General features: G+C 72.2%; 22 protein-coding genes. 10 read left to right on the plus strand and 12 right to left on the minus strand.

Annotated features, from left to right (window positions below; all coding sequences use genetic code 11):
- Positions 1-7 precede the first annotated feature (7 nt).
- From JYK04_RS42430 to JYK04_RS30750, 6 genes are all read right to left on the minus strand, one after another.
- Positions 8-94, minus strand: a complete 87-nt coding sequence (locus tag JYK04_RS42430) for a putative leader peptide (protein WP_311318651.1) — start codon at positions 92-94, stop codon at positions 8-10.
- 32 nt (positions 95-126) lie between these two features.
- The gene (locus JYK04_RS30730; RefSeq protein WP_189738740.1) at positions 127-1,728 is read right to left on the minus strand and encodes an FAD-dependent oxidoreductase; all 1,602 of its coding nucleotides are present in this window, start codon (positions 1,726-1,728) and stop codon (positions 127-129) included.
- 1,718 nt (positions 1,729-3,446) lie between these two features.
- The gene (locus JYK04_RS30735) at positions 3,447-4,340 is read right to left on the minus strand and encodes an amino acid ABC transporter permease (RefSeq protein WP_189738742.1); all 894 of its coding nucleotides are present in this window, start codon (positions 4,338-4,340) and stop codon (positions 3,447-3,449) included.
- Entirely contained in the window at positions 4,337-5,011 is a 675-nt protein-coding gene (locus JYK04_RS30740) for an amino acid ABC transporter permease (RefSeq protein WP_189738745.1), read from the minus strand. The genes JYK04_RS30735 and JYK04_RS30740 overlap by 4 nt, the downstream gene beginning before the upstream one ends.
- 83 nt (positions 5,012-5,094) lie before the next feature.
- Entirely contained in the window at positions 5,095-5,946 is an 852-nt protein-coding gene (locus JYK04_RS30745) for a glutamate ABC transporter substrate-binding protein (protein ID WP_189738748.1), read from the minus strand.
- 117 nt (positions 5,947-6,063) lie between these two features.
- Positions 6,064-6,849, minus strand: a complete 786-nt coding sequence (locus JYK04_RS30750) for an amino acid ABC transporter ATP-binding protein (RefSeq protein WP_189738751.1) — start codon at positions 6,847-6,849, stop codon at positions 6,064-6,066.
- 307 nt (positions 6,850-7,156) lie between these two features.
- On the opposite strand from JYK04_RS30750, the gene JYK04_RS30755 reads away from it, so the two are divergent.
- A complete protein-coding gene (locus JYK04_RS30755; RefSeq protein ID WP_189738754.1) occupies positions 7,157-7,873 on the plus strand; it encodes a response regulator transcription factor in 717 nt (238 codons plus the stop codon).
- Positions 7,874-7,885: 12 nt separating this feature from the next.
- Entirely contained in the window at positions 7,886-9,298 is a 1,413-nt protein-coding gene (locus tag JYK04_RS30760) for a sensor histidine kinase (protein ID WP_189738756.1), read from the plus strand.
- A 23-nt stretch (positions 9,299-9,321) separates the two neighbouring features.
- On the opposite strand, the gene JYK04_RS30765 is transcribed toward JYK04_RS30760, so the two are convergent.
- Positions 9,322-11,487 carry an endo-beta-N-acetylglucosaminidase gene (locus tag JYK04_RS30765; protein WP_189738759.1) on the minus strand — a complete coding sequence of 722 codons (2,166 nt, stop codon included), beginning with the start codon at positions 11,485-11,487 and terminating at the stop codon, positions 9,322-9,324.
- Positions 11,488-11,532: 45 nt separating this feature from the next.
- Positions 11,533-12,786, minus strand: a complete 1,254-nt coding sequence (locus JYK04_RS30770; RefSeq protein WP_189738762.1) for a glycoside hydrolase 5 family protein — start codon at positions 12,784-12,786, stop codon at positions 11,533-11,535.
- A gap of 183 nt (positions 12,787-12,969) precedes the next feature.
- On the opposite strand from JYK04_RS30770, the gene JYK04_RS30775 reads away from it, so the two are divergent.
- The 3 genes from JYK04_RS30775 to JYK04_RS30785 are packed head-to-tail and all read left to right on the plus strand — an operon-like array spanning position 12,970 to position 15,343.
- Entirely contained in the window at positions 12,970-13,164 is a 195-nt protein-coding gene (locus JYK04_RS30775) for a hypothetical protein (RefSeq protein WP_189738764.1), read from the plus strand.
- 7 nt (positions 13,165-13,171) lie between these two features.
- Complete coding sequence (locus tag JYK04_RS30780; protein ID WP_189738767.1) at positions 13,172-14,260, plus strand: LacI family DNA-binding transcriptional regulator; 1,089 nt, start codon at positions 13,172-13,174, stop codon at positions 14,258-14,260.
- A gap of 33 nt (positions 14,261-14,293) precedes the next feature.
- Positions 14,294-15,343: an ROK family protein gene (locus JYK04_RS30785; protein ID WP_229875617.1), complete on the plus strand. Its 1,050-nt coding sequence runs from the start codon at positions 14,294-14,296 to the stop codon at positions 15,341-15,343.
- 18 nt (positions 15,344-15,361) lie between these two features.
- Here the strand turns inward: JYK04_RS30785 and JYK04_RS30790 are convergent, their stop codons facing one another.
- Positions 15,362-16,357, minus strand: coding sequence for a TAXI family TRAP transporter solute-binding subunit (locus tag JYK04_RS30790; protein ID WP_189738770.1), 996 nt, complete (start codon positions 16,355-16,357; stop codon positions 15,362-15,364).
- A gap of 32 nt (positions 16,358-16,389) precedes the next feature.
- Complete coding sequence (locus tag JYK04_RS30795) at positions 16,390-17,382, minus strand: LysR family transcriptional regulator (protein WP_189738773.1); 993 nt, start codon at positions 17,380-17,382, stop codon at positions 16,390-16,392.
- Between the two features lie 71 nt (positions 17,383-17,453).
- On the opposite strand from JYK04_RS30795, the gene JYK04_RS30800 reads away from it, so the two are divergent.
- From JYK04_RS30800 to JYK04_RS30810, 3 genes are read left to right on the plus strand one after another with little or no spacing between them, the layout of a single operon-like run.
- On the plus strand, positions 17,454-18,119 hold the full coding sequence (locus JYK04_RS30800) for a maleylpyruvate isomerase family mycothiol-dependent enzyme (RefSeq protein ID WP_189738776.1): 666 nt from the start codon (positions 17,454-17,456) through the stop codon (positions 18,117-18,119).
- Positions 18,116-19,639 carry a tRNA (N6-isopentenyl adenosine(37)-C2)-methylthiotransferase MiaB gene (gene miaB / locus JYK04_RS30805; protein ID WP_189738779.1) on the plus strand — a complete coding sequence of 508 codons (1,524 nt, stop codon included), beginning with the start codon at positions 18,116-18,118 and terminating at the stop codon, positions 19,637-19,639. The genes JYK04_RS30800 and miaB overlap by 4 nt, the downstream gene beginning before the upstream one ends.
- A 38-nt stretch (positions 19,640-19,677) precedes the next feature.
- Positions 19,678-20,400: a class III extradiol ring-cleavage dioxygenase family protein gene (locus JYK04_RS30810; RefSeq protein WP_189738782.1), complete on the plus strand. Its 723-nt coding sequence runs from the start codon at positions 19,678-19,680 to the stop codon at positions 20,398-20,400.
- Between the two features lie 74 nt (positions 20,401-20,474).
- On the opposite strand, the gene JYK04_RS30815 is transcribed toward JYK04_RS30810, so the two are convergent.
- Positions 20,475-20,720: an antitoxin gene (locus tag JYK04_RS30815; RefSeq protein ID WP_189738785.1), complete on the minus strand. Its 246-nt coding sequence runs from the start codon at positions 20,718-20,720 to the stop codon at positions 20,475-20,477.
- Positions 20,721-20,743: 23 nt separating this feature from the next.
- Positions 20,744-20,911 carry a gliding motility protein gene (locus JYK04_RS30820; protein ID WP_229875451.1) on the minus strand — a complete coding sequence of 56 codons (168 nt, stop codon included), beginning with the start codon at positions 20,909-20,911 and terminating at the stop codon, positions 20,744-20,746.
- 227 nt (positions 20,912-21,138) lie between these two features.
- Here JYK04_RS30820 and miaA point away from each other — a divergent pair, with 227 nt between their 5' ends.
- Complete coding sequence (miaA, locus tag JYK04_RS30825) at positions 21,139-22,077, plus strand: tRNA (adenosine(37)-N6)-dimethylallyltransferase MiaA (RefSeq protein WP_189738789.1); 939 nt, start codon at positions 21,139-21,141, stop codon at positions 22,075-22,077.
- 131 nt (positions 22,078-22,208) lie between these two features.
- On the plus strand, positions 22,209-22,730 hold the full coding sequence (locus JYK04_RS30830) for a hypothetical protein (RefSeq protein WP_189739541.1): 522 nt from the start codon (positions 22,209-22,211) through the stop codon (positions 22,728-22,730).
- Positions 22,731-22,791: the final 61 nt, after the last annotated feature.

Consider the following 22,791-nt stretch of genomic DNA (forward strand, 5'->3'; position numbering starts at 1 on the left):
GGGCGAATCAGCAGGAAGGGCGACACACGCAGCCCGCGTAGCGGAGCAGGTCCATATGGACCCTCCGCCACAGGCGTACGTCGTTGCCGGTCATTCCGCGAGTGAACCACGGAGTCCCGGAGACGGTCAATCGATCACCACGGTCGGCGTGGGCGCCGGAGCGGGCGTCGGCGTCGCCGTGGAGGGCGCCGGCACCCGGGACGCGGGCGCGCCCGCCCGCAGCGTGTCCGCCGCCTCGTACAGCTCCGCCGGGCGGACCCCCGCGAAGGTCGCCGCCAGATGGCCGTCGGGTCGCACGAGCAGCACGGTGTGGGCCGGAGCCCCCGGGTAGCTGTCCGCGACCAACAGGTCGGTGCGGACCGGGAGGGCGCTCACCGCCGCCGCGAGGCGGGGCATCAGCCCGGCGCCGAGCCAGTGCCGCCGGTCCCAGACCCCGGTGCCGGGAGCCACCAGGACGACCAGCAGCCGGCCCTGCCCGAGCAGGTCCCGCAGGGGAACGGTCGCCCCGTCGGGCGCGGTCACCGCAACGTTCGCCACCGGGCCGCCCGGCTCCGTGGCCGTCGGGACCTCGCGTACGGCGACCGGCGGGGCGTACGTGGGCTCCGCGCCCAGCGGCCCGCGCCCCAGGTGGCCGTCGGTGAGCAGCGATTCGGCGGAACGCGCGGCGCCGGGGAGGTAGGTGCGCAGGCCGCCCCCGGCCCGCAGCGACGGCATCGCCTGGTCGGCCGCGCGCAGCCGGGAGGCGACCGCGGTGCGCCGCTCGCCCTCGTAGCTGTCGAGCAGGGCCTCGGAGGCCCCCTGGTGCCAGGCCAGGGAGAGCTTCCACGCCAGGTTCTCGGCGTCCCGGAGCCCCTCCTCGACGCCCTGGGTGCCGAGCGCGCCCAGCAGGTGCGCGGCGTCTCCGGCGAGGAAGGCGCGGCCGTCCCGCCAGCGCCGGGCCAGGCGGTGGTGCACGGTGTGGACCCCGGTGTCGATGAGGTCGTACGGGGGCGTCGTGCCGCCGCACCACACCGCGAGGGTGTCGCGGATCAGGGTCACCAGCGCGTCGGGAGTCACGAGTTCACCGCGGGGCGGGAGCAGCCAGTCCAGCCGCCACACCCCGTCGCGCAGCGGCCGCGAGGTGACCTCGTGCGGCGGGCTGCGGTGCAGCAAGGCCTCGCCGGGCCACGGCAGTTCGGTGCGCAGCGCGGCCACGGCATGCCGCTCCACGGCGGTGCGGCCCGGGAAGCGGATGCCGAGGAGCTTGCGCGCGGTGGAGCGGGCGCCGTCGCAGCCGACCAGGTAACTCCCGCGCCACCAGGTGGTTTCGGCGCCCCGGGTGTGCGCGGTGACGCCCCGGCCGTCCTGCTCCAGGGAGTCCAGTTTGCTGTCGGTGACCAGCTGGACGAGCGGGTGGGCCGCGGCGGCGTCGCGCAGGCCGCGCGTCAGCGCGTGCTGCGGCACGTGCAGCGGGGCCGGGTGGTCCTCGAAGGTGATCCGCCGGTCGGGCCGGCTCCGGCGCATCGTGCGCCAGGCGGCGAAGTACGCCCCCTCGTCGCGCAGCGTCGTACAGCCGAGCCGGTGCGCCATGGCCGCCGTTTCGGCGTGCAGGACGACGGTACGGGCCGGGCGGACCTCTTCCTTGCCGGGCCCCTCGTCGAGCACGACGGAGGGCACGCCCGCACCCGCCAGGGCGAGCGACAGGGACAGCCCGACGGGTCCCGCGCCGACGACGATCACCGGGTCCATGGCGCGGCTCCCGATGTCCGGTATGTGATCACAGAACGTATGCAACCCACTGTAGGTGCCCGCGTCAAGTGACACCCGTCGGCCGAGTGGCAACTGGAATCGGAAACCCGAAAAGGGGCGTTGCTCCGTGTGATCCGCACTCACGCGGACCGCCTAGCTACCGATGGGCCGGCTGCTCCACATCGCTCGGGCTGCCGCCGCTGGTTGCGCCCTCCCCGTGATCCGCGTGCCGATTAGGTGCCCGCAGGTGTACCGGGTGAGTTTCGCCGGAAATTCGTGGCCACGGTGTGCGGTTCGGCTGGTTTCAGTCATCGCGTGACTCAAATTCCCGCGTCAAGTATTTCGGTCTCCGCTTGGCTCGAATTCTCTATCCTGACATCAGGCCAATTCGGCCGGAATTGAACCTTTCGCTTATTTTGTTCGGGATGGTTATGTAGCGCTTTGCCTCTTTATTTCGCACGCCCTGGGTCGTCTGAGGCTCAAGTAACCCTCAGAAGGTTGTTTTCTCGCTTGCCTCGCTCCAGTAGGCGTGGAATTGTCGTGGCCATGCAGGGGGCGGGAAGCGTCCACCGCATGCAAGGGGAGTTGAAGGCTGTAACAGTTTCAGTCCCCCTCCTGTTCTGTCGGATGGCATATTGAGCGTCTATTGCTCAGGGTGAAAGGTGAAGGATCTTGTTGAAGAGCACTCGCATTCGGCGGATCGCTGCCGCTCCGGCGCTTGGAGTGATGCTTGCCGGTCTCTTATCGCTCGGCGGCGGAGCGACAGCATCGGCTTCCGAGTCCGGCGCTACCGGGCACCCCACCGGTTGCCTCGCGGAGAAGCCTGCTGGGAATTGGGGTGCGGTCGTCAGGTGCACGAACGCCAATGGCGGCTCGTATCGGGCTGTCGCCAACTGCAGGAGCGTTGATACCGGAAGGGAGGCGCAGTTCTACGGCGATTGGAGGCAGGATGGGTTTTCCTATGCTTACTGCCAGGGGTCTTATCAAGCCTATTCCGCAGGGTTTGTGTCATCCCCTCGGAATAACACGTGAGAACGTCCGGATCGATCACGAAAGGTTCAATGAAAATGAAGAAGGTTTACACGGCGCTGCTCGCTGGCGCAGCGTTGGCGTTTCTCGGACTTCAAGGCGCGGCGACCGCGGCTCCCATGGGTTGGCCGGAAGGGTGTAGTAGCTTCCAGTCCCCGCTCGGTGGCGGCTGGGTGGCTACATGTGAACACCCCAATGGTGGCCACTTTAAGGCAACCGTTAAATGTGAGCGATGGGATGGGAAGGGCTTCGTCAATCACGATGCGGCGGATTGGGCCAGCAGCGGGTTCTCGGCCGCCTTCTGCCCGCCGAACACTTCTGTCAAGGGCGGCTCCGTCTGGACAAGGTCCTACTAGCAGGACGCCCGTCTGACGGTCTCCGGTGTTCGCGTAGCGTCCCACGGTGTGAACGGCCGAAGTGGTCCGGCGCATGCGGCGTGACTTGCCTCGCATTGTTCACGATCTGAAGTGTCGACGCACCACGAAGGAGCCTGCAGCTTGGTCGGAGCGCTGCTGCTGGGGAGCCTGGGACGTGGGCATCCTGGTCGTCAACCCGGGCCAACGGCGCGGCGGGATGGCCGACTGTGCAACGCAGTGTGGTGCGGCGGATGAGTTCCGCCGCACCACACAGACTACGCATTCCGACTGACCGTATGTCAGACCCGGGGGCGTCCGAAGGAGGCTCCGGCGTCAGGCTCCGGCCGCCGTGTTCGCGCCGGGGACCGCGTCGTCGATCTCTTCCGCGCCGAGCACGGCGCCGGTGCCCTTCTTCGACTTCCGCAGCCGGCCTTCCAGCTGGGAGGCGAAGGTGGTGAGGACGAAGTTCACCACGATGTAGATCAGGGCGATCACGACGAGGGTCGCGATGGCGTTGCTGTAGTTGGCCGAGATCTGCCGGTACGTGGCGAGCAGTTCCGCGAAGCCGAGCAGGGCGCCACCGAGCGCGGTGTCCTTGAGGATCACCACGAGCTGGCTGACCAAGGCGGGCAGCATCGCCGTGACGGCCTGCGGGATCAGCACGTAGGTCATGGTCTGGCCCTTGCGCATGCCGATCGCCTTGGCCGCGTCGGTCTGGCCGCGGGGCAGGGAGAGCACGCCGGCCCGGACGATCTCGGCGATGACGGCCGAGTTGTAGAGGACCAGGCCCGTGACGACGGCCCAGAACGGCCGGGTGTCGGAGGGGACGTCCATGAGCTGCGGTGCGTACAGGGCGTTGCTGAACAGCATCAGCATCAGTACCGGGATGGCACGGAAGAACTCCACCCACGCACCGACGGCGGCCCGCACCCAGGCATGGTCGGACAGCCGGCCGATGCCCAGCACCGCGCCGAGCGGGAGGGCGATCACCATGGCGAGCGCGCCGGCCTTGAGGGTCTCCATCAAGCCGGGGATCAGGTACGTGGTCCAGACCCGGCTGTCGGTGACGAAGGGCGACCACTTGTCGGCGTCGAGCTGGCCCTTCTCGCTCATGAGGGACAGCGCCCACCACAGGACGAGTCCGAACAGGACGACGAAGATCCCGCTGTAGATCCAGTTGCGCGCCTTGGCCCTGGGGCCGGGGGCGTCGTACAGCACGGAGGTCATCGCTTCACCGCCACTCGCTTGGCGACCCAGCCCAGCAGAAGACCGGTGGGCAGGGTCAGCAGGACGAAACCGAGGGCGAAGACCGCGAAGACCGCGAAGACCGCCTGCGCCTCGTTCTCGAGCATTTCCTTCATCAGCAGGGCCGCCTCGGCCACGCCGATGGTCGCCGCCACCGTGGTGTTCTTGGTGAGCGCGATCAGTACGTTGGCGAGCGGCGCGATGACCGCCCGGAAGGCCTGGGGGAGCACGATCAGGGTGAGCACCTGGAAGAAGCTCAGCCCCAGTGCGCGGGCCGCCTCGGCCTGGCCCACGGGCACGGTGTTGATGCCGGAGCGCAGGGCCTCGCAGACGAAGGTGCCGGTGTAGGCGATCAGGCCGAGGACCGCGAGCCGGAAGCCGGTCTCCTTGAACGTGTCGCCGGCCAGGTCGATGCCGAGGGTCTGGCTGAGACCCAACGAGCAGCCGAGGACCAGCAAGGTGAGCGGGGTGTTGCGCACCAGGTTGACGTACGCGGTGCCGAAGCCCCGTAGCAGCGGGACCGGGCTGACCCGCATCCCCGCCAGGACGGTGCCCCAGATCAGGGACCCGACCGCCGAGTAGAGGGTGAGCTGAACCGTCACCCAGAAGGCTCCGAGCACGTCGTACTGCCCGGAATCAAGAAAATCGAACACGATGCCCTGCGCTCTCCCCAGGATGGCCGGTGAGGTGCGCCGCCGCCCGCGGCAGGCGGGCGGCGACGCTCCTCACCGATGAATCAGCTGCCTTCGGTGATCTGCGGGGCAGGCTCGCTCTTGAAGTTGGCCGGGCCGAGGTTCGCGTCCACGGCCTTCTGCCAGCTGCCGTCCTCGACCATCTTCTTGAGCGCGGCGTTGATCTTGGTCTGGAGCTCCTTGTCGCCCTTCTTCAGACCGATGCCGTAGTTCTCGTTGCTCAGGCTCAGCCCGGCCAGCTTGAACTTGCCCTTGTTCTTCTCCTGGGCCGCGTAGCCCGCCAGGATCGAGTTGTCCGTGGTGAGGGCGTCGACCTTCTTGTTCTCCAGGCCGGTCAGGCACTCGGAGTAGCCACCCAGCTCCAGCAGGTCGGCCTCGGGGGCCAGCTTGGTCTTGACGTTCTGCGCCGACGTGGAGCCGGTGACCGAGCAGAGCTTCTTCTTGTTGAGGTCCTCGGCCTTGGTGATGCTCGTGTCGTCGGCGCGGACCAGCAGGTCCTGGTGCGCGAGGAAGTACGGGCCGGCGAAGTCGACCTTCTCCTTGCGCTTGTCGTTGATCGAGTAGGTCGCGACGACGAACTTCACGTCGCCGTTCGCGATCAGGTTCTCGCGCTCGGCGCTGACGGCCTGCTTGAACTCGATCTGGTTCGGCTCGTAGCCGAGCTCCTTGGCGACGTAGGTCGCGACGTCGACGTCGAAGCCGGTGAACTTGCCGTCCGGGGTCTTCAGACCCAGACCGGGCTGGTCGTACTTGATGCCGACGACGAGCTTGTCCTTGGCACCACCGGAGGCACCGCCGTCACTGGCGGCGTCCTGCTTGCTGCCGCCACACGCGGTCGCGGTCAGGGCAAGGGCGACGGCGACGGCCGCGGCCGCAGCGGCCTTGGAGATCTTCATGGTGAACTTCCCTCGGATGAGACGTTGTTGAACGACGAGCGAGGCTTACGGCGCCCGCGCGGCCGACAGGAACGATCCGGCGGCGATCCGTATACGGATGACTACCAGACGCAAACCTCAGTGGTGCAGGATCTTCGACAGGAAGTCCTTGGCGCGGTCACTGCGCGGGTTGCTGAAGAACTGCTCGGGGGTGGCCTCTTCGACGATCTTGCCGTCGGCCATGAAGACGACCCGGTTGGCAGCAGAGCGGGCGAAGCCCATCTCGTGCGTGACGACCACCATGGTCATCCCCTCGCGGGCGAGCTGCTGCATGACCTCCAGCACCTCGTTGATCATCTCCGGGTCCAGCGCCGAGGTCGGCTCGTCGAAGAGCATCACCTTCGGCTCCATGGCGAGCGCCCGGGCGATCGCCACACGCTGCTGCTGGCCGCCGGAGAGCTGCGCCGGGTACTTGTCGGCCTGAGTGCCGACGCCCACCCGCTCCAGCAGGGACAGCGCCTTCTCCTTGGCCGCCGCCTGGTCGGTCTTGCGGACCTTGAGCTGGCCCAGCATGACGTTCTGCAGCACCGTCTTGTGCGCGAAGAGGTTGAACGACTGGAAGACCATGCCGACGTCGGCGCGCAGCCGGGCCAGTTCCCTGCCCTCGGAGGGCAGTTCCTTGCCGTCGAGCGTGATGGTGCCCGAGTCGATGGTCTCCAGGCGGTTGATGGTCCGGCACAGCGTGGACTTGCCCGATCCCGAGGGACCGATCACCACGACTACCTCACCGCGGGCAATGCTCAGATCGATGTCCTGAAGCACGTGCAGCGCGCCGAAGTGCTTGTTGACGTTGCTCAGTACGACCAGGTCGTCTGCGGCACCGGCCGCGTCCTGCACGTCCTTGGTCACTGATACTCCGCTCATCGGCTTCTTGCTCCGTCCTCCTCGGTTGGGAGGACAGTAGTGACGTGACGCGCACAACGTCATCACATCTGAGGGAGAATTGAGGATAACGATCCGGCCTCTCCCGGATACGCTCCGTGCGCGGTGCCGGTGTGGTCGATCATGTCCGCGTACCGGGTGCATAACGGAAGGCGCGCCGCGGCGGGACCCCCTTGACGTGGGACTCCGCATGGGCGTGGATGCATGGTGGCCCTACGCGCGGCCCCGCGTGTGACCATGCGTGGTGACGGCCGGAGTGAGAAGTGAGAGAAGAGGAGAGGGGGACGGCATGAGACTGCTGCTCGTCGAGGACGACGATCACGTCGCGGCAGCGCTGTCCGCGATCCTCGCCCGCCACGGCTTCCAGGTCACCCACGCCCGCAACGGTGAAGAGGCCCTGCAGGCGCTCCTGCCCGCCGGCGCCCCGACCTGCCCCCAGCCCTACGGCGTGATCCTGCTCGACCTCGGTCTGCCCGACCAGGACGGCTACGAGGTCTGCGGCAAGATCCGCAAGCGCACCGCCACCCCCGTGATCATGGTGACCGCGCGGGCCGACGTACGCTCCCGCATCCACGGCCTGAACATGGGCGCCGACGACTACGTGGTCAAGCCCTACGACACCGGCGAGCTCCTCGCCCGTATCCACGCCGTCGCCCGGCGCACCGGCGCCGCCGAGGAGGCCGCGGCCCCCGGCACCGGTACGCCCGCCACGGTCCGCCTCGGCCCCGTCAGCATCGAGCTGCCCAACCGCCGGGTCAGCGTGGACGGCGCCGACGTACCCCTCACCCGCAAGGAGTTCGACCTGCTGGCGCTGCTCGCGCAGCGGCCCGGCGTCGTCTTCCGCCGCGAGCAGATCATCAGCGAGGTGTGGCGCACCAGCTGGGAGGGGACCGGACGCACCCTGGAGGTCCACGTCGCCTCGCTGCGCTCCAAGCTGCGCATGCCCGCCCTCATCGAGACCGTCCGAGGGGTGGGCTACCGGCTCGTCGCCCCGGCCGCTCCCTAGGGGCCCTCTGTCGTGCGTGCCCGTCTGCTCCCGCTGCTCGTCATCCTGATGGCGGGCACGCTGCTCGCCCTCGGCTTCCCGCTGGCGGTGAGCCTCGCCGCCGGGCAGCAGCAGCGGGTGGTGGTCGACCGGATCGACGACAGCGCCCGCTTCGCCGCCCTCGCGCAGTTCTTCATCGACGCCGAGGGCTCCGGATCGACCGGAGCCGCCGAGCGCCGTGAGACCCTCGGCCTCGAACTCGCCCGCTACCAGACCCTGTACGGAATCCGCGCCGGCATCTTCTACCGCGACGACAACGCCCTGGCCCGGTCCCCGGGCTGGTGGCAGCTCCCGGAATCGCGCGAGGGACGCCGTGCCTTCCAGGAGGCGCTGGCCGGCCGGCGCAGCCACGACCCCCCGCAGGTGTGGCCCTGGCAGACCGACGGCAAACTGCTCGTCGTCTCCCCGGTCGTCCTCGACGGCGACGTGGTCGCGGTCGTCGCCACCGAATCACCGACCGACCAGATGCGCGCCCGCATCCTGAAGGGCTGGCTGCTGATCGCGGGCGGACTCGCCGCCGCCATGCTGGTCGCCTTCGGCGCCGCCCTCAAGCTCACCAGCTGGGTGCTCAAGCCCGTCCAGACCCTGGACGCGGCCGCCCACGGCATCGCCACCGGACGGATGAACTCGCGCGTCGCGGCCGCCGGCGGACCCCCGGAACTCCAACGCCTGGCCCACTCGTTCAACGAGATGGCCGACAACGTCGAAGAGGTCCTGGAACAGCAGCGGGCGTTCGTCGCCGACGCCTCCCACCAGCTGCGCAACCCGCTCGCGGCGCTGCTCCTGCGGATCGAGCTGCTCGCCCTCGAACTCCCCGAGGGGAACGCGGAGATCGCCTCCGTGCGCACCGAGGGCAAGCGCCTGACCCAGGTCCTGGACGACCTGCTGGACCTGGCACTGGCCGAGCACGCCTCCGCCGAGATCAGCCTCACCGACATCGGGGCCCTGGCGGCCGAGCGGGTCGCCGCGTGGCGCCCCTACGCCGAGGAGAAGGGCGTACGGCTCACCGAGACGGGCCGGACCGCCATCACCGGCTGGGCCGACCCCATCGCCCTGTCCAGCGCGCTCGACGCGGTCATCGACAACGCCCTCAAGTTCACCCCCACGGGTGAGGAGGTCGAGGTCTCCGTCTCCACCGAGGGGCGCTCCGTCCTCGTGGCCGTCGCCGACCGCGGCCCCGGCCTCACCGAGGACGAGCTGCTCCGCGTCGGCGACCGGTTCTGGCGCAGCGGCCGCCACCAGAACGTCAAGGGCTCCGGGCTCGGCCTGTCGATCTCCCGTGCCCTGCTGGCCGCGGGCGGCGGGTCCCTCTCCTACGAGACGAACCCGCCGCACGGGCTGCGGGTGACGGTGGCCGTCCCGCGCACCGACCCCCAGGGCGCCTGAGCCCCGGGTCTTGTGGGGTCCGGCTACCAGACGAGGGTGGTGCGGGCCGCCTCCGACACCGCGTACAGCTCGTCGACCGCCCGGACCTCGAAGACCGCCGCCCGCTCCCGCCCGGCGCGCGGGACGGCGGGCAGGTACAGGGCGGTGCCGCAGGTGCCCCCGAGGAAGCGCCGGGTGCCGTCGGGCAGGACCCGCCACACCTCGTGGTGGCGCGGCCGCCCGCCGGGACCGGCCGCCGCCGCCCGCCAGGACAGGCGTACCCAGGCCCGGCCGTCGTGCCGGGCCGAGGCGTCCACCACCGGTGCGGTGGGCGGGGCCGGGCGCCGGGTGCGGGTCTCGTCGCGCACCGACACGGCGCCGATCCGCCACGCCACCGGCTTCTTCCCGAGTGCGGTGATCCGTACCGCCAGGCCGTACGCGGTCCCGCCGGCCAGGGACGCCAGCCCGGCCCGCGTCGTGCGCCAGCCCCGCCCGCTGTCCCGGGTCCGGGCCGGCAGCCACGTGTACGGGACCGGCTCGCCGGGGCCGGACGGCTCGCGGACGGCCACGCCGACCTCCACCGTGATCTCCGTCGCGGCCGGCTCCGGCCCGGTGGTGTGCACCAGCTCCAGGACCGCCCCGCGGGTCAGCGGCAGCCGGGTGGAGTGCAGCCCGATGACCACCGGCGCGGTCAGGGCGCCCTCGACCAGCAGGCTGGAGCCGCCGCGCCAGGCGTTCGCGAAGTCCAGGGTGACCGAGGGGCGCGCCCCGGTGGTGTCCACCGCCCAGCGGCGGCCCGGCAGCCGGTCCTGGAGCCCCAGGTGGTTCCAGGGCGTGTCGGAGACGGCCTTGCCGTCCTCGTACCAGCGCAGCCCGTGCCCGGTGTTGAAGGAGCAGGCGAAGGGGAGCCCGGTGACGGTGGACCGGTCGGCGACGACGGTGGCCGGCGCCCGCCAGCGGGCCCCGGGCGCGGGTCGGGCCGGGTCCAGGGACTCGCCGGTCCAGAACCGGTCGTCGGCGCGGTGGAAGGCCCCGGGGGAGCGGTCGGCGAGGTGGTTGCGGGTCCACTCGGGCCGGTAGAAGCCGTAGCTGACGACGTGGTCCCGCCCGCGCGGGACGATCGCGTCCCAGTCGACGACCGAGTCCCAGCCGCGGGACTCGGTGTCCACCGCGGCCCACAGGTCGTGGCGGGAGCGGCCGAGGCGTTCGGCGAGCGCGCCGGAGGCGCCCAGGGAGTCCGGGGTCCAGCGGAAGTCCACGAACATCGTGTCCGAGACCGCCCCGGCCCGGTCCTCGAAGAACTCCTGGTTGAGCGCGTTGAGGGCGCCCTGCCAACCCACCCGGCCGGTGCTGTTCATGGCGTCGTACCAGGTGATGCGCAGTCCGTGGGGCTCGCCGGCCGCCCGCAGGGCGTGCAGGAACTCCCGCATCCGGGTGGCGAGCGCGCTGTCCCCGCCGTCGGTCTCGGCGTTCACGAACCAGCCGTCGAAGCCGTAGGTCCGCGCCACCCGGACGAGCTTGTCGGCGATCGGGAAGCGGCCGAGGGAGTCCCGCCGTACCAGGTCGCGGGTCCACCGGAGGTCGCCGCCGTAGGCGACGGGCGGCAGGAACACGTTGCCCAGCACCCGGACCCCGTTGCGGTGGGCGGCGTCGACCACGGGTGCGTTCGGCGCGAGCACGATGCCCTCGCCCGCGGAGCCGCCCCAGAAGACCAGCTCGTCGATGTACGCCCAGTGCGTGAGCGCGTAGTGGTCGGCGGTCGGGGAGCCCTGGGACGGGTTCCCGGCCGTGGGCCCGAAGGAGACCAGGGAGGCGATACGGGCCTGGCCGGCGCGGGCCTCCCGGTTGGCCGGGACCGGGGTGAACCGCTCCGCCAAGGGCACGGTCGAGGTGTCGTGGGCCAGATCGGGGTCGCCCTCGGGGGTCCACCGGCTGAGCGAGCGCCACACGATCCCGGGGCCGGGGGTCCCCGACGGGACGGAGTCCGGGAACCAGTACGAGGCGTACGGGGCCAGGTCGGCCGGGGCAGGGGCCGTGGCGGGCGCTCCCACGGGTAAGGGCACGGGCGCGGGCGCGGCGGCGGCACGGGCGCGGCCCGCCAGGCCCAGCAGCACGGCGGCCCCGGCCCCGGTCACCAGCACCCTGCGCCGGGTCGGCCGTACCGCGGCGGGCGGCGTACGCGGATCGACGACGTCGTCGGTCTCTGGCATGCGGGGCTCCTCACGAAGGGATCGGGGGACCGGGGGATCGGCCGGTCAGGTCACGTCGTGCACGCGCAGCACCTCGGTGATGCCGCGCGCGGCCAGATGGGCGGGGTCCGCGGCGCGCTCCGCGAGGACCACCGCGGGGCGCACCCCCTGGGCCGTCAGCGAGGCCCAGGCTTCGAAGAACGCGCCGCCCGGGGCGCACACCGAGCGCCCCGGAGCCTCCAACGCCCCGCCGACGTCCACGGCGAGCGCGGTGGACCGCGGGGCCGGGCGGTGCGCGCGGCCCCGCCACCGCGCCGCGATCCGGGCGACGGCTGCACCGGCCGGTTTGGTCCGGCGGTCGTTGGCGAGCAGACCGAGGCCGTACTCCAGCTCCGGGAAGTCCGCGAGCTCCCGCGACACGTCGTGCGAGCACCACCAGGTCACGCCCCACAGGTCCGGGCAGTCCAGGGCGTTCGCGACGGTGGCCTCGGCGAACCGCGCCGCGTGCTCGGGCGGGATCAGCGGCGCCGGGGCGCCGACCTCCTGGAGCCACACCGGGCGGCGCGGGTCCAGGGACCAGGCCTTGGAGAGCTCGATCAGGTACGCGGCATGGTGCTCGGTCGCCGTCCCGCTCCGGCCGTGGCGCTGCGCGGTGCCGTTGAACACCCAGGAGTGCACGGCGGTGGCCCCGCCCAACCGGGCCGCATGAGCCGGGGTGAAGGGGTGCCCGTCCTGGTACCAGGCCGCGTCGTACTCGGCGTGCAGATGCAGCCGTCCCGGCGCTCCCGCCTCGCACGCGGCGAGCATCCGCTCCAGCCAGCGGGCGGCCTGGTCAGGGGTGATCCGGTCGGGGTCGGGGTGCGGCGCGCCGGAGAACTGGTTGATCTCGTTGCCGACCGTCATGCCCAGGAAGTTCGGCCGGTCGGCGAGGGCCGCGGCCAGCGTGCGCAGGTACTCCTCCTGCCCGGCGACCACGTCCGGGTCGGTGAAGATGCTGCGCCGGTGCCAGGTCCGGGTCCAGGCGGGCAGGAAGTCGAAGCTCGACACGTGCCCCTGCAGGCCGTCCACGTTGACGTCGAGCCCGCGCTCGGCGGCCGCGTCGGCGAGCGCGACGAGCTGCTCCACGGCGCGCGGCCGGATCAGCGTCCGGTTCGGCTGGAACACCGGCCACAGCGGGAAGACGCGGATGTGGTCCAGCCCGAGCGCGGCGATCGAGTCGAGGTCGGCCCGCACCTCGTCGAGGTCGAAGTCCAGCCAGTGGTGGAACCAGCCGCGGGCCGGTGTGTAGTTGGCGCCGAAGCGGAGCGCGTCATCGGGCACAGGGCGTCCTGGAGTCCTGGAGGAATTCACCGGATGCGCCACAACCTGCCGGTGCGGATGAGGAAAGTCAACAGGGCCCCCGACCATGTACTTATGCGCTTCAGCCCAGTTGACACAAGGGTTCTGCGCGAAGAGTCTGAGGTAACTAATGCGCTTTAGTTGTGCCCGGGTGCAAGGAACTGCGTGGAAATGGACAGCGGTATTTCGGTCACGCCGGTCATCGCCGCCACCCGCCCGCTCGGGCATGCCGCTGCGGGAGACGCCCCTCCCGGAAGCGACCGGATCGTCATGGAAGCGGCCTGTCAGGGCAGGATCGCGTACGGTCCGGCCATTGCCGTCCGTATTCCGCCACGTGTGACGCACCCGAAGGACGAATGAGGCAGGCATGGCCCGCAGACCCACGATCAAGGACATCGCCCGGCAGGCCGGTGTGTCGGAGAGCGCGGTCTCCTTCGCGCTCAACGACCGGCCGGGCGTCTCGCAGGACACCCGGGCCCGGATCCGGCGCGTCGCCGAGGAACTCGGCTGGCAGCCCAACAGCGCGGCCCGGGCCCTGTCCGGCGAACGCTCCGGGGTTGTCGGCCTGGTCCTGGCCCGGCCCGCGCACACGCTCGGCGTCGAGTCCTTCTTCCTCCAGCTCGTCTCCGGCGTCCAGGAGGTCCTCTCCGCCGCCCGGACCGCCCTGCTGTTCCAGGTCGTCGAGGACATCGACGCCGAATGCGCGGTCTACCGCCGCTGGTGGGCCGAGCGTCGGGTCGACGGCGTCCTCGTCGTCGACCCGCGTACGAGCGACCCGCGACCGGCGCTCCTGGAGGGACTCGCCCTGCCCGCGGTCACCATCGGCGAGGCCCTGTCCCCGGACAGCGGCGCGGCCGCCGGACCCGGTGACGGGAGGGGCTCCTCCCCGGCTCACCCGGTGACCCTGTCCTCGGTCCGGGCCGACGACGCCGGCGCCATGGCCCAGGTCCTGGAGCACCTGTACGGGCTGGGCCACCGCCGGATCGTGCACGTCGCCGGACTCCCCGGCCTCGCCCACACGGTCCGCCGGATGGAGTCCCTGCGGACGGAGGCCGCGCGCCGCGGCCTCGGCCCGGACCAGGTGCGCTCGGTGGTCACCGACTACTCCGACGCCGAGGGCGCGGCGGCCACCCGACGGGTCCTCGCCGAGCCGGACCCGCCCACGGCGCTCGTCTACGACAACGACGTGATGGCCGTCGCCGGGAGCGCGGTCGCCGCCGAGCTGGGCATCCCCGTCCCGGGCCGGCTCTCGATCGTGGCCTGGGACGATTCCGCGCTCTGCCGGGTCACCCATCCCCGGCTCACCGCTCTCGTACGGGACACCGCCGGCTTCGGCCGGCTGGCCGCCGAGGAACTCCTGGCCGTCCTCGCGGGCAGCCCGCCCGGAGTGCGGATCAGCGAGCGGCCGAGGCTGGAGCCTCGCGACAGCACGGCGCCGCCCCCGGCGCATACTTAATCCTGAAACCTTCCTGGAGTCGCCATCGTGACCATTCCCAGCGCCCCGTTCCCCGCAACGCGGGCCGCCGCAGCGGCCTCCGGACCGACCGTGGCGATCGACATCGGCGGTACGAAGATCGCCGGTGCGCTGGTCCACCCCGACGGCACGATGTCGGCCACCACCCGTCGCCCGACCCCGCGCGGGGCGGACGCCGACGGGGTCATGGCAGCGGTCGCCGAGGTCGTCGCCGACCTCTCCGAGTCGCCGCTGTGGGCCTCGGCGGTCCGCTGCGGGATCGGCAGCGCCGGACCGGTGGACACCTCGCGGGGCACGGTCAGCCCGGTCAACATCGGGGCCTGGCGGGAGTTCCCGGTCCAGGAGCGGGTCGTGGCGGAGCTCGCGGCGCACGGGGCCGACCTGCCGACCGTGCTGGCCGGTGACGGAGTGGCGATGACCGCCGCCGAGCACTGGCTGGGCGCGGCCCGGGGCCACGCGAACGCCCTGTGCATGGTGGTCTCCACGGGCGTGGGCGGCGGCCTGATCCTGAACAGCCGGCTCCACCCCGGCCCCACGGGCAACGCGGGACACATCGGACACATGAGTGTGGCTTTCGACGGTGAACCGTGCGCGTGCGGCGGCCACGGGTGCGTCGAGTCGATCGCCTCCGGTACGGCGATCGCCCGCTGGGCCCTGGACCAGGGCTGGACGCCGTCGGACACGGCGGGGGGCGCCGCAGGCGTGAACGGCGCGGGCGGCGCGGGCGGCGGGCGTGACGCCACGGCGGCGGGTGTGGCGGCCGCCGCCGCCGAGGGCGACCCGATCGCCCTGGCGGCCTTCGACCGCGCGGGCCGCGCCCTGGCCGCCGCCATCGCGGCCACCGCCACCCTCGTGGAGACGGACATCGCGGTCATCGGCGGTGGCGTGGCCGCCGCCGGCGACACCCTCTTCGGCCCGATCCGCAGCCACCTCGCGGCCTACGCCACGCTCTCGTTCGCCAAGGACATCCAGGTGGTGCCGGCGATGCTGGGCACCCACGCGGGGCTGATCGGCGCGGCCGCGGCGGCGACCATGCTGCTTCCCTCGGCACCGTCCTCTTCGTGAACCCCGGCCCCGGGACGCTCAGGGCTTGACGGACCGGTAGTACCGGCGCGCACCCTCGTGCAGGTCCAGGGGGTCGGTGTAGATCGCCGTCCGCAGGTCCACGAGCTGCGCCGCGTGCACCTGGCGCCCGACGAGGTCACGGCTGAGGATCACCGTCCGCGTCAGCTGCTCGGTGAGCTGCGGGTCGGTCGCCGCCGTGGTCACCAGCAGGTTCGGCACGGCCAGGGTCGACACCGAGCTGGTGTTGCGCGCCCGCGCGTAGGCGTCCTGAGGCATCACGGCCGTCCGGTAGTAGCGCGCCGGGCTGCCGCTCTCCTGCAGCTGCTCCATCAGGTCGCCGAGCGGTACGAGCCGGATGTCGAAGCGTTCCGACAGCTCCTTCACGGCGTTCGTCGGCAGGCCGCCGGACCAGAAGAACGCGTCGAGCCGGCCGGCCTCCAGCTCGCCCGGCATGGTGTCGATGCCGATGGACACCGGCGTGATGTCCAGCACCGGGTCGATCTTGGCCGCCCTCAGCAGCCGCTCCGAGACCAGCCGTACGCCGGACCCCGGCTGGCCGATCGCGACCCGCAGGCCCTTCAGGTCACGCGCCGACTGCACCGGGGAGCCGGCCGGGACCACCAGCTGCACGTAGTCGTCGTAGAGCCGGGCGACCCCGCGCAGGCGGTCCGCCCCGGGCTTCTTGTCGAGCTGGTACTTGGCGACCGCGTCCGCCGTCGCCACCGTGAAGTCCGCCTCGCCGGTGGCCAGCCGCTTCAGGTTCTCCTGCGAGCCCTCGCTGGTCTCCAGCCGTACGTCCACCCCGGGCATGTCCCGCCCGAGCGCCTGCTCCAGCAGCTGCCCGTACCGGTGGTAGACCCCGGTCCGCGCGCCCGTGCTGAAGGTCAGCTCGCCCTCCAGCTCCGGCTCCCCGAAGGGCTTCAGCCACCACGTCAGGATCCCGAGCACGGCGAGTACGGCCACCAGGACCCGCAGGGCGTGGCGCCTGCTGATCCGGGGCGGTACGAGAGGCATGGCCGCGATCCTGCCACCCGTCCGCCGTCCTGTCACGGCGCGGGCCGTCCGGGGGCTCCCGAGCGGAGCCTTCCGAGCAGTTTGCGTGCGGCCGGACCGGACGGTCCGTCCGTGCGCCAGGCCAGCGCGACCCTCCCGGTCAGCGCCGGCTCGGTGATCCGCAGCGCGCACAGTCCGCTGCCGCTGCCGCTGCCGCTGCCGCTGCCGCTGTCCGTGTCTGTGCCTGTACCCGTGCCGACGCCGGCTCGCGGGCCCGCGGCCGACTCCGCCCCGGACGGCACCACCGCCACCCCCAGGCCCCGCGCGGCCAGCCGGACCAGCACGGCGGGCGCCGCCGCCTCGAAGTCCACCCGCGGCGCGAAGCCCGCCTGTGCGCACGCCCGCTCCAGCACCGCGCGCAGCCCGGTCCCGCGCGGCAGGCTGATCAGGGCCCGCCCGCGCAGGGCGGTCAGCGGGATCCCGCCGTTCACGGCGTCCGCCACCAGCGGATCGTCCGCCCGCACCGCCGCGACCAGGGGTTCGTCGAGCACCACCCGGCAGGAGACGCCCGGCGGCGGCTCCCCCGCGAGGCCGACCACCGCCAGGTCCAGCTCCCCGCGAAGCAGCGCGGCCAGCATCCGCTCCGAGGTGTCCTCGGAGAGCGCGATCTCCACCCCCGGGTGCTCGTCGTGGAAGGCCCCGAGCACCTCCACCACGTCGAACCCGTCCACCACCGCCCCGGCCGCCCCCGGGACCAGCCCGAGGGCCACCCGCCCGCGCAGCAGGCCGGAGAACTCCTCGGCCGTCCGCCGCACGCCCTCAACCGCCGCCAGGGCGGCACGCGCGTACGAGAGCACCGCCCGGCCCGCCTCCGTCGGGGTCACCCGCCGCCCGGACCGGTCGAGGAGCCGCTGCCCGAGCTCGCGCTCCAGTTGCGCGACCTGTGCGCTCACCCCGGGCTGTGACACGTGCAGCCGCGCCCCGGCCCGCGTGAAGCCGCCCTCTTCCACCACGGCCACGAAATACCGCAGCTGAGCCAGTTCCATAAGCATGGATTCTAGATCGCAGAAGGACCCACTCTTGGACTTATGCCCAGTGCCGCCTCGACCCTGAAGCCATGAGCCGATCCGCCTCCCCCGCCTTCGCGCACCGCCGGACGATCGCCGCGGCCGTCGCCGCCGAACGCCGCGAGCTGGCCGACGTACTGGACGCCCTCACCCCGGACCGGTGGGACGTGCCCTCCCTCTGCGCCGGCTGGCGCGTCCGCGAGGTCGCCGCCCACCTGTCCCTCGGATTCCGCACCACCCTCCCCGGCTTCGCCGCCGAACTGCTGCGGGCCCGCGGCAGCCTGCACCGGATGACCGACCGCACGGCCCGCCGCGACGCCGCAGCCTTCACCACGCGCGAGCTCGCCGCACTGCTCCGCGAGAACGCCGGCCACCCCTGGAGACCACCCGCCGCCGGCCCGACCGGAGCCCTCGCCCACGACGTGGTCCACGGCCTCGACATCACCGTCGCCCTCGGCCACCCGCGCCGCGTCCCCGAGGACCGGCTGCGGCTCCTCCTCGACGCGGCCACCCCCCGGTCCCTGCGCTTCTTCGGCGCGGACCTGACCGGCGTCCAGCTGCGCGCACAGGACCTGGACTGGTCCCTCGGCGAGGGAACTCCCGTGTACGGGGAAGCCCAGGACCTGCTGCTCCTCCTCTTCGGCCGCCGCCTTCCCCCGGGTCGGCTGAACGGGGGACCGGAGGGCCACCGGGTACCGCCTACCCTTGTTGCATGACCAGCAGCGACCGGAGCCAGGCAGTGGACGTGAAGCGAAGCTACGAGGTGCGCACCTACGGGTGCCAGATGAACGTGCACGACTCGGAGCGGCTCTCCGGTCTGCTGGAGGACGCCGGCTACGTCCGGGCGCCCGAAGGCGCCGACGGCGACGCCGACGTCGTGGTCTTCAACACCTGCGCGGTCCGCGAGAACGCCGACAACAAGCTGTACGGCAACCTCGGCCGACTGGCCCCGATGAAGACGAAGCGCCCCGGCATGCAGATCGCCGTCGGCGGCTGCCTCGCGCAGAAGGACCGCGACACGATCGTCAAGCGGGCCCCCTGGGTCGACGTCGTCTTCGGTACGCACAACATCGGCAAGCTGCCCGTGCTGCTGGAGCGCGCCCGCATCCAGGAGGAGGCGCAGGTCGAGATCGCCGAGTCGCTGGAGGCCTTCCCCTCCACGCTCCCGACCCGCCGCGAGTCCGCGTACGCCGCCTGGGTCTCGATCTCCGTCGGCTGCAACAACACCTGCACCTTCTGCATCGTCCCGGCCCTGCGCGGCAAGGAGGAGGACCGCCGGCCCGGCGACATCCTCGCCGAGGTGGAGGCCCTGGTCGCCGAGGGCGTCTCGGAGATCACCCTGCTCGGCCAGAACGTGAACGCGTACGGCTCGGACCTGGGCGACCGCGAGGCCTTCAGCAAGCTGCTGCGCGCCTGCGGCCAGATCGAGGGCCTGGAGCGGGTCCGTTTCACCTCCCCGCACCCGCGCGACTTCACGGACGACGTGATCGCGGCGATGGCCGAGACCCCGAACGTGATGCCGCAGCTGCACATGCCGATGCAGTCCGGATCGGACACGATCCTGAAGGCGATGCGCCGCTCGTACCGGCAGGAGCGGTTCCTGGGCATCATCGAGAAGGTCCGCGCCGCGATCCCGCACGCCGCGATCTCCACCGACATCATCGTGGGCTTCCCCGGTGAGACGGAGGAGGACTTCCAGCAGACGATGCACGCGGTGCGCGAGGCCCGGTTCGCGAACGCCTTCACCTTCCAGTACTCCAAGCGGCCCGGCACCCCCGCCGCCGACATGGAGGGGCAGATCCCCAAGGAGGTGGTCCAGGAGCGGTACATGCGCCTGGTCGCCCTCCAGGAGGAGATCTCCTGGGACGAGAACAAGAAGCAGGTCGGCCGCACGCTGGAGGTCATGGTCGCGGAGGGCGAGGGCCGCAAGGACGGCGCCACGCACCGCCTCTCCGGCCGCGCGCCCGACAACCGCCTGGTCCACTTCACGAAGCCGGAGGCGGAGGTCCGCCCCGGTGACGTGGTCACCGTGGACATCACCTACGCGGCACCGCACCACCTGCTGGCCGAGGGCCCGACGCTGACCGTGCGCCGCACGCGCGCCGGCGACGCCTGGGAGAAGCGCAACGCCGCCCCGGCGCAGCCGGCGGGCGTCATGCTCGGGATCCCGAAGCTGGGCGTCCCGGCGCCCCTGCCGGCCGTCACCTCCGGCTGCTCGGTGCCCACCTCCTCCTGAACGGCACGGGTCCCGCCCCTGCGGCTAGGCTGCGGATCATGCTCGTAGCCGCTGCCGTCTGTCCCGCCCCGCCGCTGCTCGTGCCGGAGGTCGCCGCGGGGGCCGCCGCCGAACTCGGCGACGCCCGCACCGCCTGCTCCGACGCGCTGGCGGTGCTCGCCGCGTCCCGGCCCGACCTGCTGGTCGTGGTCGGGGCCGCCGCCGAGGGCGGCGCGTACGACCAGGGCACCCCCGGCGGCTTCGCCGGGTTCGGCGTGGACCTGACCGTCACCCTGGGCCCCGACCTGGGCGAACCGCCGAGCGGCCACGCCACGGGGACCACCCTCCCGGCTTCCCTCGCGGTGGCCGGATGGCTGCTGGGCCAGGCCCGCTGGGCGGCCGCTCCGGTCGCCGGAGTGGCCGTCGCCGCGGACCTCGCCCCGAGCGGCTGCGGGCTCCTCGGCGCGGATCTGGGCGGCTCCGCCGAACGCGTGGCCATGCTGGTCCTCGGGGACGGCAGCGCCTGCCGCACCCTCAAGGCCCCCGGTTACCTCGACGAGCGCGCCGCCGCCTTCGACGCCGAGGCCGCCCGCGCGCTGGGCGCCGCCGACGTGGCGGCGCTGGCCGGGCTCGATGCCGCTCTCGCGGCCGAACTCCAGGCCGCCGGGCGGGCCCCCTGGCAGGTGCTGGCCGGCGCCGCCGAGGGCGCGGGGCTGGCCGGGCGCCTGCTGTACGAGGACGCCCCGTACGGCGTGGGGTACTTCGTCGCCGCCTGGTCGTAGCCGTACGGCTCCCGGAACGGCGAAGGGGCGCGGGACCGGCAGCAGCCGGTCCCGCGCCCCTTTCCCGGATCGCGTCAGGAGGCGGCAGGCGGCGTCGGCCCGCCGGGAGCGTCCTTGTGCGCGATCTTCCCCAGGGCGTTTTTCGCCTTGCCCGTTCCGCTCGTGATCTGGCCGCTGTACTTGCCCTTGGTCTTGGAGTCCATGGCCTTGGCCACCTTGTCCAGACTCTCGCCGATCCTGCCCTCGTGCTGCAGGGCGAGGTCGCCGACCTTGTCCTTCGCCGGAGCGAGCTTGGCCTTCAGATTGTCCAGCAGGCCCATGGGTCACCTTCCGTTGGCGGTCGCTACGTGCGGGCGCCCTCGCCGGTCTCGCTGTCCGCGGCCACCGGGGCCGCCAGCTGCTTCGGAATCTCCACGACTCCCGCCTCAGGAGACTTCTCGGCAACCGGCTCGGCCTCCTCGGCCGCACCGGACTCCGCCGTCAGGTCCTCCGCCGCGACCGCCTCGGTCACGACTTCGTCCTTACGACGAAAAAACCGCTCAAAAACGCCCATGTCTACTCCCGTAACGTTACTCGTGTGAGTGAAGTTCCGCGTCGACCGGACCGGCCTGCGCCGGGCGTACGCAGGGCGTATGCCCGGCCGGAACCTCGCCAGGGCAACGACCCCGACCTCACCCCGTCACGTCACTCGATCGGGTACATGGCCGCGCCTTGACCAGGGGCTGAGAGACTGGGGCGGTGAGGAAAGCAGCCCCCGCCCCGCGGGTCATCGCCGTCGTAGGTCCCACTGCGGCAGGAAAGTCCGACCTGGGCGTCGCCCTGGCCCGCCATTTCGACGGCGAAGTCGTCAACGCCGACTCCATGCAGCTGTACCGGGGGATGGACATCGGCACCGCCAAACTGACGACGGAGGAGCGCGGCGGTGTCCCGCACCACCTCCTCGACATCTGGGACGTCACCGACACCGCCAACGTCGCCGACTACCAGCGGCTGGCCCGCCTGGAGATCGACAAACTGCTCGCCGAGGGCCGCACCCCCGTCCTCGTCGGCGGATCCGGGCTGTACGTGCGCGGCGCCCTGGACGTCATGGAGTTCCCCGGCACCGACCCGGAAGTGCGGGCCCGCCTGGAGGAAGAGCTCACCCTCCGCGGCTCCGGCGCCCTGCACGCCCGGCTCGCCGCCGCCGACCCGGCCGCCGCGCACGCCATCCTGCCCAGCAACGGCCGCCGCATCGTCCGCGCCCTCGAAGTGATCGAGATCACCGGCCGCCCGTTCACCGCCAATCTGCCCGGCCACGATTCCGTCTACGACGCCGTGCAGATCGGCGTCGACGTGGCCCGCCCGGAGCTCGACGAGCGGATCGCGCTGCGGGTCGACCGGATGTGGGAGGCCGGGCTGGTGGACGAGGTCCGCGCGCTGGAGGCCCGCGGGCTGCGCGACGGAATCACCGCCTCCAGGGCACTCGGCTACCAGCAGGTCCTGGCCGCGCTGGCCGGTGAGTGCACCGAGGACGAGGCCCGGGCCGAGACCGTCCGGGCGACCAAGCGGTTCGCCCGCCGCCAGGACTCCTGGTTCCGCCGCGACCCGCGCGTGCACTGGCTCAGCGGGGCCGTCGCCGACCGGGGGGAACTCCCCGGACTCGCGCAGTCGTTGGTCGAACGAGCGGTCACAGCCTGATCACGTGATGGCATCGGGACGCCTCACGCGCCAGTAGCGGGGCCGGGGGCGTGCCATCATCAAACTCCAGCGGGTGCGATCACCTGCGATGAACGGCGGCGTACCGAGTCCGAGTGGGAGGGCGCGTGGCAATGGAGGCCGGCCCTCGCGACACCGGGCAGGACGACACCCGGAGGGAAGCGGACCCGATGCTTCTGGACGGGACCGACGGGACGGACGTGCCCGCAGGGCTCGGGCTGCCCGCCGACCCGGCGCGGCTGACCCCGGACGGCCCGGACACCCCGGACTCCGCCGAGGCGGAGGCCGCCGCCGGGCCCGAGTTCGAGGTGGAACTGCGCCCGCAGCGCCGTCTGCGCCTGTGGCAGATCGCCCCCATCGCGATGCTCGCCGCCACCGGTTCGCTGATGTTCGCCTTCCCGCTCGCCTTCGAGTTCGGCGACGGCGGTGCCGTGGTGGCCATGCTCGGCTTCCTGATCAGCTGCTGCGCCGGAGGCTGGGGAATGATGGCCGCCCGACGGGTCGGCCACACGTGGCCCGGTCTCCCGGCCCGGGGGAGCGGCCGCCGCCCGGACTGGCGCATGGCCGCGCTGTACGCCGTCGTCGCGCTGGCCGTCGTAGGCCTCGCCGTGTACCGGGTGGCCCGGCTCCGCTGACCGATCCCTCGGACGGTTCCGCCCCTCGGACGGTGCGGCCCCTCTGAGCTGGGGCTCGGTA

The organism is Streptomyces nojiriensis (genome assembly GCF_017639205.1).
GTDB lineage: Bacteria > Actinomycetota > Actinomycetes > Streptomycetales > Streptomycetaceae > Streptomyces > Streptomyces nojiriensis.